We start from the raw sequence: 14,735 nt of genomic DNA, 5'->3' as shown, positions 1-14,735 counted from the left end.
CGTGCGGGATAATATAGGCTTAGATGCTGGCTGAAAGCTTATAATCACCTATTCACAGCGCATTTTGAGCCCACTGTATTCTCCTGTCCTTTACAGTTGCGAAAGAGTTACCGTTAATGGTCGTCAAGAATCTAAAGAAAGTTATTGCCTTGCTTTTGACTGCGCTCCATTGTGGTCAGCCCTCAAGCGGTATGACTTACCGTGATAGGTCATTTATAGTTGAGAGCAGTAAAGTAAATGAAACATCAGAATACTTAATGGAAGTAGGTCTTTCCAATAGTGTATTGCCTAGACCAACTGACTGGTGGTCAGGTGAAAATACATGTAATTACCATGGGGTTAATACGGGCAGATGTGCACCAGAAGGAATCTCCCAGTGGATTCTTACTATGAACGATACGAATAGGGCTAATGAAAGTAGCTCTAGTGTTGCGGTACATGGTAATTCAAAAATAAAAAACTACAGGCTTTTTGAACTTCATTCAAAATACAAGGGTGAAGATGTAAGGTGTCTTGAAAAATTTAAATATATGTGTCCTGCATATGTTATTTATTACACCGATCTCCAGAGAGAGGGGACGAAACTATCGGTGATGGATGGGAAGATTTATGACTCTACTGGTGAGCTTTTTGATACTAGGCGTGCACAACAGGCAGAAGACTATAATGGTAGAGCTGCTATCTATGTTATGGATAAAAATGGGAATATATATTCAAGTTACTTTTATCCAAAGCCAGTCTTTGCTCATTCGACGTTTCTGGCAGGAGGCAGTGTTGCAGCTGCGGGTGAGATTGTTGCGGAGGGTGGAAAGATAGTTTTTGTTAACACCTGTTCTGGCCATTATCGGCCCACTCCAGTTGCCATTGATCAACTTCGAGCTCAGTTATTGTTGCTAGGATATACGGATATAGGCTTTAGTACTTCGACTGAATGTAGATGGCGGTGAAGGTTGTTTAGCGTATAGTTTTATTTTTGTCTAACTATATTCGAGTATATCTGGAGTGCGGCGATGTGGGTTTTCTAGGCGATTTGCAAGTTTCTTAAGCTATGTGAGCCTTGTTTTTGGCGTTTACGGCTATGATTTCTTTTGTGCATGCCTCGTGGTTATCTTGAATCGATTTTTATAGATGTTATGTGGCAATAGCGCTTTCTCATTCTATACTGTCGGCAGTGATCTCCCCACTGGGAAGAGCCTGCAATGAATAAAGTAAAACCTTTTCGGAAGCTTGGGGCTCAGGAAGCACTCTTTGTAGAGTTGACCGAAAAGTCTAACGGTGCAGTTCAACTAGCCGTCTTCTTCAGGACCTGTAGGTCTCTGGGTATTGAGGAATTACTAAAGGGAATGGAATATCTCCATAATCTGTACCCAATGCTCCGTTCTCGTGTAGAAAAAAATCATCATGCTTATTGGCTCTGTGATGTAGCTTTTAAATCTATTCCTTTTGAAATAAAGCATGATGCATTGCCTTTAAATTATCAGGAAGAGTTTAAGCGATTAGGAAGTAAAGTTCTTGAGCTGGATAAATATGCTTATCGTTTCACGGTTTATGTGAATGATCATGAAGAAGTAAAGTGGATTGCTTTTATGGTAAGCCATGCTGCCATGGATGGACGCTCCTTATTACTCCTAGTTAGAGACTTGGATCGGTACTTGAGAGGCGGGGCTGAAGATGAATCCTCTGCTTCGATAATGAAAAAATCGGTGGTGGATTATGTTAGTTCCATAAAACACCTTAATAAAAGACAGTTGGCAGTTGGTGACGGAAATGATATTTCTCCAAAGTGGCCTGTAGAGCAGGCAGTAAATGCTTCCCTTCGAAAGGGATGTTCTATGTATCGGGTCCTACCCAAAAAATTATTTTCTCTTTTGTATTTACTTTCAAAACATGAGAATGTGCAGGTCACCTCTATCTATAATGCCATTGCGATTATAGCCGCCCAGTCATTACCAGGTTTCCGCTCAACAGCAGAGTTAATGTTGCCTATAAATGCACAATGTTTGTGTAAACACCAGATAGAACGGGATGTTATTGGGGAATGTACAATTGCGTTAACTATATCCTTATCATCAAATGAAACTAGTCTTGACTTATTGAGCCTCGCACGTTTAATTCAAAGAAAATTCTATTTGCAGGTGAGGCGAGGGAATTTTTTTAAGCCTCCAATTGTGCCCGATTACAGCCTTGTTGATATTAAACATTTGGCTAAAGATTCTAGCACTGCTAAAGGTTACTTTCCCTCTGGGATTTGCGTATCCAATGTAGGGGATATAGGTGAGTATACGGGCCCTTTGGAGTTCTTTGACTTTGGTGTAGTTATGACGGTACAAACACATGGAGAACACCCGATCATGCTAGTGACTTGTACAATAGATGGAGAAGGGGTGTTCGTTTTTGGATATTGCGAACCGCTAGTTAGCAAAGAAAGTGCTCTAAAGTATGTAGAAAAATATATGAAGACACTAAGAGACTTTTCCGAGAGCAATGATTTACATATAAGTTAGTGATCTGCAAGGGATAATGTGAGATTACAAGATCTACCCACAATATCTATATTGAGATCAGAATAGGTCAACACTTGTGTTTTACTGCTTAAACTATCCTCTTCATTAGTCTGGAAGCATCAGTTTTCAAAGTAATTCAGGAGGCCTGATCCTACCCACCAACAACGGACACACCACTAAGCGACTAGTTGTTCCTCAAACGCCTCAGGGCTGAGATAGCCATTGGCGCTGTGTAAGCGATTTCGATTGTAGTCTATTTCTATATACTCAAATACGGTTTCCCGCATGAGGCACCTTGTAGGAAAGCGGTTACCATGGATTACTTCTACCTTAAGTGAGTGGAAGAACGTTTCTGCGCAGGCGTTATCATAGCAGTTACCTTTGGCGCTCATGCTGCACCGCAGATCATAAGCTGTAATTAAAGATTGATAATCTTTAGAGCAATATTGGCTTCCCCTGTCAGTATGCACGATAACATTTGTAGGTTTCTTACGTCGCCATAAAGCCATTTGAAGGGCGTCACAGACCAATGTAGCTGTCATCGTTTCTGACATCGCCCAACCAATAACCAGCCGACTATATAGGTCTATCACTACAGCCAGATATAACCAACCCTCTTCTGTTCGTAGGTAGGTAATATCCCCGACCCATTTCTGATTCGGCGCTTCAGTATTGAAGTTCTGCTCGAGCAGATTTGGGGCCACTGGCAGACCATGTTTTGAGTAGGTTGTGGCTTTATATCTCTTGGCGGCTTTAGCCCGTAGGCCCTGTCGACGCATGCTGGCAGCAACTGTTTTTTGATTATATTTACTCCCCTCACTGGCCAATTCCCTCGTCAGGCGAGGGGCGCCACTACGTTCTTTACTGGCTATAAAGCGCTGCTGTACCAAACCATCAAGCTCCATTTGGTACTGCTGGCGCTTGGATTGATCGGCCGATCTTGACACCCAATCGTAAAACCCACTGCGAGATACGCTCAATACCTTAGCCATCGCTTTGATGCTGAACTTATGCCTGTGCTTTAGCATGAAGGCGTACCTCATTTCAGGCTCTTTGCAAAGTACGCTGCGGCCTTTTTTAAGATCGCCAGCTCCTCTGCCTGCTCAGCCAGCTGCCGCTTAAGGCGAGCATTCTCTGTGGCCAGCTCTCTCTCGGCATCCCCTCGGCTCTGATGTAACTTAGCCTTGCTTCGCCATCCGTAAATCTGGGAAGGATGTAACCCAAGCTGTTTAGCGGCAACGCTTACCCCTACCTTGACCGCCAGTGCTAGGGCATCTTTTCTATATTCCTCTGAGTATTTTTTACGAGTGGTTTTGGTTGATTTACTTGATCGTGTCATAGGGCACCTCTGCTGCGTAGTTTATCGCTTAAGAGAGTGTCCGTCTTTGGTGGGTAGGATCAGCCTGAATGTTGAATGAAGATGTTAGCAGTGGTGGTAGTGGACCGGGTGTTGCGGTAGTAAGCGATATCTATATAGGGGGCATGTGCTTGCACAGTATTTGATCCTGCTGATCCTAGTGTGTCAATATTTGTGACGCTTTCGCTACGAATTGTGCGACTTTTTTTAATCTAGTTGGATTGTATCTGTACCATGGAATACTGATGGTGGTAGTAGGTTGCTTTGGAGGGCTTCCATATACTCTGTTAATAATGCGATATAATTACTTTAGAAAAAAGATTGAGTTATGGGCAAAATCAAATAACGTAGAAATTTTAAGTATAGAAAATAACAACCTAATCAAGAGTAAGTTGATTTGGAAGGTGTCCGATATTCAAGATGTATTTTATTTGCAGGGGCGCGATGAAGAATATTGGGTGGCATGTGGGTCATGGTTTTGGGGGCGTTCAAGCGTGAGTTGAAAGTACATAGAGAGTCTAACGGGAGTTTAAGGTTAGTTGCTTCCTGGTGAATACAATATTTGACTAAAGGGAGTGGTTGATTCTAAATGATAAATCCAGGACACCAAAAGACTAGAGATGAGAGCTAGTTATATTATTGTTACCGGTATCGAGGGATGTTTCCCTTCAAGTCAGGGCAAAGGTATGGTAAAAAATTAAAAAACCTAGTTGTGCGATGGAACCCATTAGGTTCGATAAACGCTGCAAGGAGAAGTAACTAGAGGTTGGGGTGATAGTTAACAGTCGCTGAGGAAATGGATTGATATTCATGAACCTTAATAGGCTCTTATTGTTTTGTTATTGGTTGGTCATATTCTTAATGGTTGTGTTGATTGATTTAACAAATGTTATTGCACATGTGTATTCACTGTTTTTTGATTCAGAGAATGAAAAGGCAATCAACTCAATTCAGATGGGGTGCAAGGTCGGATTTGTAGTTGTTGCTTATCATTTGTTTGTATTTGTTAGGCGGAGAATATTGAGCGGCGTTGACAGTAAGTGAAAGTTCATGAAGGTCCTGAAAGATATCATCAATAAGTAGGTGGAAAGAGAACCCATTACCTATGGCGCCGAGATCTATAAGGTTTGTGTGAGTCTCGTGGTTATCTAGAATCGATTGTTATAAATGTTTCAAGGGTATAGCGCTTTCTCGTTCTATACTATTGACAGTGATCTCCCGACTGGGAAGAGCCTGCAATGAAAAATACAAAACCTTTTCGTGAGCTTGGAGCTCAGGAAGCACTCTCTGTAGAGTTGACTGAAAAGTCAAATGGCGCAGTTCAACTAGCAGTCTTCTTCAGGGTATGTAATTCTCTCGGTATTGAAGAATTACTAAAGGGAATGGAATACCTCCATAACCTGCACCCAATGCTCCGCTCTCGTATAGAAAAAAATGTTCATGCCTATTGGTTCTGTGATGTGGGGTTTGAAACTATTCCTTTTGAAATAAAGCATGATGCAATGCCTTTAAATTATCAGGAAGAGTTCAGGCGCTTAGGAAGTAAAGTTCTTGAGCTGGATAAATATGTGTATCGTTTCACGGTTTATATGAATGAGCAGGAAGAAGTAAAGTGGATTGCTTTTATGGTAAGCCATGCTGCCATGGATGGACGCTCCTTATTAATCTTGGTTAGAGATTTGGATCGGTTCTTGAGAGGGGGCTCAGGAAGTAAACCCTCTGCTTCGATCATGCAAAAATCGGTGGTGGAGTATGTTAGTTCCATAAAACACCTTAAAAAAAGACAATCGGCAGTTGGTGGCGGAAATGACGTTTCTCCAAAGTGGCCAGTAGAGCAGGCAGCAAACGCCTCCCTTAGAATGGGATGTTCTATGTACCGTGTCCTCCCTAAAAAATTATGTTCCTATTTACATTTAATTTCAAAGCGTGAGAATGTTCAGGTTACCTCTATTTATAATGCCATTGCTATTATTGCTGCCCAGTCATTACCAAGTTTTCGCTCAACAACAGAGTTAACGTTACCTATAAATGCACAATATTTGTGTAAACGCCAGATAGATCGAGATGTTATAGGGGAATGTACAGCTGTATTAACCATATCCTTATCATCAGATGAAAATAGTCTCGATTTATTAAACCTCGCACGTTTAATTCAAAGAAAAGTTTATTTGCAATTGCGAAATGGGCATTTTTTTAAACCTCCACTTGTGCCTGATTACAGCCTTGATGAGATCAAACATTTGGCTAAAAATTCTAGTGCTGAGAAAGACTATTTCCCCTCTGGGATTTGTGTATCCAATGTAGGCGATATCAGTGAGTATACAGGCCCCTTAATGTTCTTTGACTTTGGTGTGGCTATGACTGTTCAAACACATGGAGAACATCCCATAATGCTAGTGACTTGTACAATAGATGGAGAAGGGGTGTTTGTTTTCGGGCATTGTGAACCGCTAGTTAGCAAAGAAAGTGCTTTAAAGTATGTAGAAAAATATATGAAGACACTAAGAGAGTTTTCCGAGAGCAGTGATCTTTATGCAAGTTAGCGATCGGTAGGGCATAACTCGATTTTAGTAAACAGGGTGTGGGTACAATCGTCATATTCAAGCGAGCGCCTATAGATTCTTACGTTCCACCACCAATTTGAAGTAATTTAGGGCTGCCAACTACCCTTGTGCGATGAAGCCCAAAGGGTTTGATATAAACCGCAAGGAGAAGTAACTAGATATTATGTGGGGTTACGTCTGGCAGAAAGGTAGTGCCGACAATCGCTTATGCTGTATATCTGTTGAGGCAGAACTGGGGACAGGATTAATACTCTTGATCTTAAAGTGGTCAAAGCTCAGATTTCATATTATGAAGTTCATATTTTTTTTTACAGGGAAACTGACGCCGGCAGGTAAGTAATTACTGCGCCAAACTCTTTGGCTTGCCCAATAGGAAATGAATCAATCGGGGGCTAATGTTACATAGAGTCCTGCTCTGTAATGACCCGCCCGATACATAAATGAAGGCATCATTATTACCTCTCAGGCAGGTTTGACCTCTAATTGCCAAAGGTAGTGACAGTTTGCCATCTACTTATCAAAATCATTCCCTGGGTGTTGGGTTAGCTCTTCTCGGCGGAGTGCTGATGGGGTGTCTTGGTATTGCCGGAAAGCTGGGTTCTGGTGCAGGCCTTAGCCCATTTCTGCTATTGGCTGCACAGGTCATATTACTTGCTCCATTGTCGGGTATGTTTCTTCTGATGCGACAAGGGGTGGCGGGGATAAGGCCGGTGAATCCTCAGATCCTTGTCCTTCGCTCCATATCAGGTTTTGTCTATTTTGCTGCCTTTTACTGGGCGGTCAAGGGAATACCCATCGCAGATGCGCTGGTGCTGGAAAGCACGAATCCATTCTTTGCCATGTTGATGGCCCGAGTATTCCTCGGTCACCGGGTTAGTATCGCCACTATCTTTCTTGCGATACTGGCATTCTTGGGAGTATGCCTCATTTTGATCCAGCACAGTGTTCAGGGCATTTTCAATCCCTATTCACTCCTTGCGTTGCTGGCGGGAGTAGCGCGTGCAGCGGGTAGTATCACAACCGGTGTCGCAGGCCGGACGGAACCACCTGAGCGCATCATGTTCTATTTCGCTGTTGGGATGTTGGTCTTTAGCTTATCTATTGTATTCTGGGAGGGGGCGAAGGTAGAGACATCGTCGCTATGGATTCTCGCGATTCCAGCGCTGCTGTTTGTTCCACAGAATCTTGCTTACACGATCGCTAATCGTGTTGCACCTGCTTACCTCGTTGGGGCACTGTTTTACAGTGCGATCCTCGTCGGTGTGTTAGCTGATCGTTTTATGTTTGACACAGAGTTCGGTATCCGTGGTGTGATAGGCATGGGTATTACGGTTGCGGCTGGTCTCGGGTTGGCTTGGTTGCGGGCGAAAGAGCTCAAAGAGTAACTTGGTGCTCAGTACTCCAGCGTCAATCAAGTGCCTAAATACTCAAAAGTCTTTGAAAAATTTGGTGGGTTAGGGAGCGGTTGTTTACTGGGCCACTTTTCTCAATGACAGAGGCCTCTCCAGAGCTTCAACTTGTTACCTTTTTCGCCTGGTAAATCGCTAAGTCAGCTATTAGACGATAGGAGTTTTCGGAGTAGCCGCCACTGGTTACGGTGACCATAGGCACATCCAGCGATTGAATCTGGTCAACCAGCCATTGGTCCCTTTTTCTGGCCCCATCGATACTGACCTGGAGCCCCCCCAGCTTGTCCTGAGCAATAATATCTGTGCCTGCATTGTAGATAACCAATTTAGGCAGCGGACTCTGCTTAATGAAGTCCGAAAATTCCGACTCCAACCGACTGAGGTAACCTTCAGTATCTGTTCCTTGCTTTAGGGGGACTAAAAATGGCCAGCGAGATTCCTGCTCATCGGGGTGCAAGCCGGGGTAGGCTTGCATATTGTACATATCAAAGATATGTATATTGGGGTCCTCCATGGCCCAGTCAGCAAACCCATTCCCTCTATGGGCATCAAGGTCAATTACCCAGATATTGTCATCTGGTGAGAGCAGGTGCTGTTTGCGGGCACGATTAATAGCAATGGCTACATCGGCGAAAGCACAGAACCCCTCACCGTGACCAGCAAATGCGTGGTGATAGCCTCCACCGAGATTTAAGGTAGAGGCTTTCTTACTCAAGGCTTCCTGTACCGCCAAGCAAGTGCCTTCAGCTGCAAAGCGCATTGGCTTCATGAAATATCTATTTAATACGCCTGCGGGCAGCAAGCGCAGTAGCGGCATCTCTATAACGCGAGCCAGTGTTTTCGATTGATGCAAGCTATCTAAATAGGGTTGCGTATGTACAGATAACAGCCAGTCTTGACTAAGAGGCTCTGAAACAACTTTTAACTCAATGTTCGCTTCTGACTCGGCATTAATCAGCGCCAATGCTTTCTCATATTTACAGCCATCAAAAGGATGCAAGCTGGAAAGCAGCGGCAAGCTGATGTTGTAATTTGGCGAGTAGAATAGCGGTAGTCTCATGAGGTTATCTGGCTTCGAATTTGTAGCGCATAAGCTAACACATCATTGGGTGTCCACATATCAATATGATTACCGAAAAAGCGTAACTGGAAGAGAATACGGTGAATAGGGCTCGCTGCCCAGTCACTGATTTTGATTCCTCCTTTTCCAGGTGATGCGAACCCTGAGCCAGTCTCAAGTAGCCAGGCAACGACCGTCGAGCAATTCTGATCCTTCATATTGTAATGCTTCTGTTCGCCCTTGAAGTTTTCCCAGGCTTCAATCATTTTTGTTTCATTCAGCCCATCGATAAGAATGTTCTGATCCGCATCACCACCCTCGAGGCGCCTATCAACTCGATAACCACTTGGAAAGGAAGGGCTGTGCGATCGCCCGATTTTAAAGTCCTTTTTCCCTGCCGCTGAAGAAGGCCAGTAGCTGATATAGGTGTTATCAATGGTGATGGAAGCATGTCCGACATTCCCGGTCTTCTGCTTCCAGACATGAACAGTAATAGCCATCGCGATCTCCTTATTGCGTAGTGGCTTCTAAATTCAAAACTCAATGAAGAAAGGGCGGTTAGTTCAGTGACTAATTTTATTTAGGCGGGAGGTTAGCATACTTGTATCTGGGTACGTAGTTTCAAGCAATTACACTGAGCTGTTGCCGTATTATTCTACCGATCTAGTAGTCATTGCGTGAAGAAACAGTAGTTTTGAGTTTTTTATTCGACAAGGTTTTGCTATTGGTCGATAAATAGGTGAATAGCACTTCTTGATCTTTGTAGCTTCCGGAAATCTAACAGTTGTGTGATAAAAATAGAGAGCAAAAGCCTCTATTTTTATCACAGCTAGTTTTAATTTTTATGAATGAATCAATTAGCGCTATTTGAGTGGTAGATCATCGCTTGCCAAACGTTCTGCTTGCCGCCGCCGTAATTATCAATTGTAGGGTTCTTGATATATGACCAAGCGACTTTACCGTTGCCCATGAAGACAGGTTCGTCAAGTCCGCCCCAACCAAAATTCGTCAGCTTTACAGGGCCTTCCAATACATTTAGGTCTGCATCAATTTCCATAACATAGTAGGCTTTCGGAACAAGCATCCGCATTGCCCCATTTTTAGCGGAACTCCGGTTATAAGAAAGGTTGTCGGAAATACACTGAAATTGCGCATAGCCAAATAGGTAATGTCCATTTTTCAAGTCGATAAGTTGTGGATCACTGATTTGACAGTCGGGCTCTTCTACAAGCCATTTAAAGCCTTCCCCCTCGATACTTCCTTCACCATCCACTTTAGCAATACCAATGCGAGTCAGGGATGAGGATTCCAGAGCATCCCCACTGCGTAGCCCCTGTCTTGAAATGGTTGGATTATCGCTGTTTGACATGTAGGAAAAGAAGCAGTTCGTATCATCGAATGAGCATTGCTGGTCAAAAGGCCCTTCAATGCTGGTATCAATGCCGTATTCGCTTTGCAGGAAGCGATTCATTTCCTCATCATCAATGTACTTGGGGGAGACGATGAGAGATAAGTTAGTATCTTCATCCACAGGGACTACAGTATGTCCACCTCCGTTAGAGAAAAATGCATTGTCGGAGGGGATCAGGTAATTGTAGTAACCTTCAAATCTACTGGTAGAAGAAATATCCTCCATCTTGATGGCAATAGTGTTTAATCCGCGCGATTGATTATATTGACCGCCATCGCTAGTGCAAATTGCTCCATATTTTTCGGTACCAGGATTATAAAATGCCCGGATGTTCAAGACATGACCGTAGCCGCAAAGCCAATACCAGCCCCTGTTATTGCTGCCACTCATATTTAGGGACCAGTTATCGCGATCAATAACAGTCATTCCAGCAGAATAGTGGGAGCCACCATAGCTGCTATCAAAAACCCGAGCAGTTACTGAGAAGGCGTAGCTGGTGCGGCCTTGGCTATCATTCTCGACATAGATAAGCTCTTGGGCTCCGGCGTGGCCACCACCGTGCATCTTGTTTACAACGTAGGCCGCAGGCTTCTCGCTAAGCGCTAAGTTATCCCACTCCATTAGCCAGATCTGATCATTATATTTATAGCCATTCTCGCGAATATACTCGACCATAGCGTTATAGTCGGCATCAGAGAGTTGATCGACAATGTAAGCCATCTCCTCTTGCATTTCGTTACCTTTAATTGTCTTAAAGGTCGGGGAATCGCCGAAGTCGGTCTCGGGGAAATTTTCTTTTAGCCCAGGTAGGAAGTCCTCGAACTTTAGTGTGGGATGGTCCGTAAAATAGCCAATGTATTGACTGTGATTGGTAGATATCATCAGGCCGATATCCCTTTCAATACGTCCGTCAATAGCACTGATATTATTTTCCATCTTCATCCAGTCGCTACCGTATTGCTCAACCAGATCCCCTTGTACGTCATAGCGCTCATTTGCCTGGTATTCAGTGTTGCACAAGACGGCAACCCGTGAGCAATCAGCGCTAGCTGCGATACCATGGGCTTCATAGCATTGTTTTAGAATTGTGGTATTGCCAGTTTGGTCGAAGCTTAGAGTTTCAGGGTTATATTGCAGCTCATAAACAGTGCCATAAGTGATTTCATCTTCTCCATTACTTTCGCTAAGGGTCTTGGAAACAAACATCCGAGGTCTATCGGTGTCGGTTGCACAAGCTGTGGTGTAACTTCGCATGGGCACAGACTGTAGATTGTCATCCTGGTTACTATCTGTTCTGGCTATATAGTGTGGGAGTCCATGGACTTCTTCGGCATTGGTTTGGCCATTCGGCAATGTGATATCCCGGGAAGTAATCTGTGCAAACCCCAGATCTGCCGTTTCTATATCGCCAACAGTCACGGTGCCAGGTTCGTTGTCTGGAAGGGTCCCCGATCCGCTATCCCCAGAGCCGCTGCCACTACCTGAACCGCCTCCGTCTCCAGAGCCTTGGCCCCCGCCATTGTCGCCAGATGATTGGGCCGGGTCCGAATCTGAAGAAGAGCCTCCACCTCCTCCACATGAAGCCAGTATGACTGTAAATGCCAGCGCCAAAGTTTTCTTGCTGAATAGCTTGCTCATAAGTTTGCCCGTAAATGTGCGATTGGAATCGATTGTTATCTGTGAAATTGTCGACAAAATCTCACTTTTTAGTTATTAGAATTGGGAGCGCCATTCTAGTTCTCTTGATCTACCTTTCTGTGGATTACTTAATAATTTCTCTAAAGGGACATTATTTTGATAGGAAATCTGGTGAAGTCCCTCTGTTTGAGCATCTGAAGAAGCTTTACGTGGAATCACTAGAATTTTTGTCGAAGGTCAAGTAGGGCGACTGTTATCTTAATTGGAATTGCTGGTCCTATAGTTTTTACCAATGATGCTGGCTAGCTCTTTGATAAGGTTTTCAAGAGTGAAAGGGTAGGGGGTTAATCTGTTGCTGGAATAAATTCCATTAAAGTTGGTGCGGCTGGAGATAAATGTACTAAAAGGTTTGAACTAAGTTGCAGCGTGCGCAGGGGAGGGAGCATCGGCAATAGCCTGCGCTAAGATATCAGCATTTATTGAAGCAAATATAAGTTTGTTGTACTGCTCCCACTATCTCACAAAGTCTTCGCAAAGCCTCAAAGAATTCCGATTCAGAAATGGTCAGTGCCTGGTTGATATAGTGGCTGTGCAGAGATAGGCGCTGAGCTCTCGGCAACACGGCGCTCTTTTCGGAGGCCTACATGTTGTCTATCCTGTGTGTAAAATCCAATATGACTATTTTCGTAACTATATTTTAATGGACTTCCATCTTTAAAATTTCAATTCCCTGCTGGCGAGTTTAACGCGGGTGGCAGTCTTTCCTAATTTGACAGTAGAGATTGTCAATGGCTAAAAATAATCTTTTCCACTTTAAGTACATAATGTTTGGTAGGTATGCATTAGGGGTAAATACCAATCATTGTGTTACTAATATCCTATAAAGATGGTTCAGTCGCGTAATCCGAAGGGCTGGGAAGAGTAATTCGACTGGTAGTCTTTTAAACCACAAAGGCTATTGCGAGCATCTGATAATAGATGCTTGGGAGGAATTGACTATTTACTTCCGATCCGCTAAAAACAATCCAGAGGGTAGGTCTAGCCTAGCCCAGCTAACAGATTGAAGTTTTGCCAGATAAAACGAACCCCGATAATACAAAGCAGTAAGGCAAAGCACAGCTTTAAGCGCTTAGCAGATATCTTGTGTGCAACGCTGGCACCAAGCCTGGCAAAGAGCACGCTGGTAAGTACAATTCCCACAAAAGCCGGCCAGTAAATATAACCACTACTCCACTTTGGTAGTAACTGATTGTCCCACCCTTGCACGGCAAAGCTGATTGAACCAGAAATAGCGATTGGCAGACCAAAGGCAGCGGAGGTTCCGACAGCGCGCTGCATTTTTGTACCGAAGTGCGATAAGTAGGGAACCACCAAGGCCCCTCCACCAATACCAAAGATCGCTGCGAGCCATCCGATTACTCCTCCGGAACAGATCAAGGGGGCTGTCCCGGGTAAGTGACCGCCATTTTCTTGTGAGGTTGCCGAGGCCAATCCACCTAAGCCCATACGCACGGCCATAAATATGGCAAATACGCCAATCAATAGCTGCAACCAAGCACCAGGTAACAAGTCTGCTGTCACGCCGCCCAGCCAAGACCCTACAAGTATCCCTGGAGTCATAATCCAAAATAGGTGCCAGTCAACGGCACCTTTTGCGTTATGTGCCCAGACCGAACTGATTGAAGTCACGATAATGGTTGCCAACGAAGTCCCCACCGCCATATGGGTCAGCACCTGGGGGGAGATACCCGTGGCAGAAAAAATCAACACCAAAGCAGGCACGATGATTAAGCCTCCACCAATCCCCAAGAGGCCTGCCGCAGTACCCGCGATGGCGCCGAGTAACAAGTAAACAAATAGCATTTCCATAGTCTAATAGTTTAGTCACTCTTAAAGGCAACCAAATACACTGAGTCGCGCTGTTTGATACATTAAATTGCTTCATAGGATTTTTGCGTTCCAGCTAATTGACTTTTAAAAAATCTATTCGAGCCCCCATTTAAAAATAGAGGAGGGTGCCTCTGTAGGATTTGCACCTTTCAAGTTTGAGCTCTAGACGGGGTTTATATTGGGCTGTAAAGGTGTGGTGTTTGGTTGGCACTTGAACTATATCAGAAAGCTATTTACTCATTTCCTGGCTCCTAACTACTAACCCGGTGTGTTAGCCTCTATAAGTATTGAAACTATTGGCTATTTTTTGCATTTAATGAAGTTTGCTTTGCTTATGTCTTTGTGTGGTTAGGTCTGAGCAAGGATGGGAATCATAGGCATAAGTATTTTGATAGGATCAAAAAATATACTTACCTTTCCAGACTTAAAGAAATTTGAAGCTTCCCTATCTGTATAATTCAAGATGCATTTCAGGTTAGAGTGAAGGTGATTTATTGAGTTTAATAAAGGTTGCTTTGAGTATTGAAATATTTACTTTTCATATAAAAGAACAATTTTCCATTGTGTTTAACGGTATTGGAACAGGGCAATGCTTTACTCAACAGGCTCAAACGATTTATAGCATGTTAAGGTTCTATGGGGCTACGTGGGCACATGCAACAGTATTCAGGATTGATCCAACTGCAGTTGTTGAGTCACTTTAGAAGCTTGGTCTGCCAATTATTTAGATGGTGAAGCTTATCATCAGATAAGGCTTCGTTAGCTTTAAATTTAAGAAAATAATTTGATTAAACATGCGTCTTGCGACAACCCTGTCAGGTATCTATGGGCGTGTAGTTTTTCTTTAGTTATTATTTAGATATGGACCCCGGCGCATACACAGTTGTGTTAATGGTTGTTAG

10 protein-coding genes are annotated in these 14,735 nt (G+C 43.7%); 5 read left to right on the top strand and 5 right to left on the bottom strand.

The window, feature by feature from the left end; all coding sequences use genetic code 11:
- Window positions 1–116: 116 nt before the first annotated feature.
- Together ACJJI4_RS09990 and ACJJI4_RS09985 are read left to right on the top strand one after the other, a co-directional pair.
- Complete coding sequence (locus ACJJI4_RS09990) at window positions 117–947, top strand: IQM protein middle domain-containing protein (protein WP_444927956.1); 831 nt, start codon at window positions 117–119, stop codon at window positions 945–947.
- 252 nt (window positions 948–1,199) lie between these two features.
- A complete protein-coding gene (locus tag ACJJI4_RS09985; protein WP_444927955.1) occupies window positions 1,200–2,504 on the top strand; it encodes a hypothetical protein in 1,305 nt (434 codons plus the stop codon).
- A 176-nt stretch (window positions 2,505–2,680) separates the two neighbouring features.
- Here the strand turns inward: ACJJI4_RS09985 and ACJJI4_RS09980 are convergent.
- Window positions 2,681–3,843, bottom strand: a protein-coding gene (locus ACJJI4_RS09980) for an IS3 family transposase (RefSeq protein ID WP_444897071.1) whose coding sequence is annotated in 2 segments (ribosomal slippage) — window positions 2,681–3,585 and window positions 3,585–3,843 — 1,164 coding nt in all. Because the reading frame shifts where the segments join, the coding sequence is not laid out codon by codon here.
- 1,256 nt (window positions 3,844–5,099) lie between these two features.
- Here ACJJI4_RS09980 and ACJJI4_RS09975 point away from each other — a divergent pair.
- The gene (locus tag ACJJI4_RS09975; RefSeq protein ID WP_444927954.1) at window positions 5,100–6,404 is read left to right on the top strand and encodes a condensation domain-containing protein; all 1,305 of its coding nucleotides are present in this window, start codon (window positions 5,100–5,102) and stop codon (window positions 6,402–6,404) included.
- A 524-nt stretch (window positions 6,405–6,928) separates the two neighbouring features.
- Complete coding sequence (locus tag ACJJI4_RS09970; protein WP_444927953.1) at window positions 6,929–7,810, top strand: DMT family transporter; 882 nt, start codon at window positions 6,929–6,931, stop codon at window positions 7,808–7,810.
- A gap of 127 nt (window positions 7,811–7,937) precedes the next feature.
- Here the strand turns inward: ACJJI4_RS09970 and ACJJI4_RS09965 are convergent, their stop codons facing one another.
- The 4 genes from ACJJI4_RS09965 to ACJJI4_RS09950 form a co-directional block, all read right to left on the bottom strand.
- Entirely contained in the window at window positions 7,938–8,894 is a 957-nt protein-coding gene (locus tag ACJJI4_RS09965; protein WP_444927952.1) for a histone deacetylase family protein, read from the bottom strand.
- Window positions 8,891–9,394 carry a hypothetical protein gene (locus ACJJI4_RS09960; RefSeq protein ID WP_444927951.1) on the bottom strand — a complete coding sequence of 168 codons (504 nt, stop codon included), beginning with the start codon at window positions 9,392–9,394 and terminating at the stop codon, window positions 8,891–8,893. Before ACJJI4_RS09960 ends, ACJJI4_RS09965 begins: the two co-directional genes overlap by 4 nt.
- Window positions 9,395–9,747: 353 nt before the next feature.
- Window positions 9,748–11,943, bottom strand: coding sequence for a hypothetical protein (locus ACJJI4_RS09955; RefSeq protein ID WP_444927950.1), 2,196 nt, complete (start codon window positions 11,941–11,943; stop codon window positions 9,748–9,750).
- Between the two features lie 1,038 nt (window positions 11,944–12,981).
- Entirely contained in the window at window positions 12,982–13,806 is an 825-nt protein-coding gene (locus ACJJI4_RS09950) for a sulfite exporter TauE/SafE family protein (protein ID WP_444927949.1), read from the bottom strand.
- A 521-nt stretch (window positions 13,807–14,327) separates the two neighbouring features.
- Here ACJJI4_RS09950 and ACJJI4_RS09945 point away from each other — a divergent pair.
- Window positions 14,328–14,537, top strand: a complete 210-nt coding sequence (locus ACJJI4_RS09945; RefSeq protein ID WP_444927948.1) for a hypothetical protein — start codon at window positions 14,328–14,330, stop codon at window positions 14,535–14,537.
- Window positions 14,538–14,735 lie beyond the last annotated feature (198 nt).

The organism is Microbulbifer maximicatervae (SeqCode), from assembly GCF_052467305.1.
The sequence above is the reverse complement of the archived record's forward strand: the minus strand, read 5'-3'. Positions and strand labels throughout refer to the sequence as shown.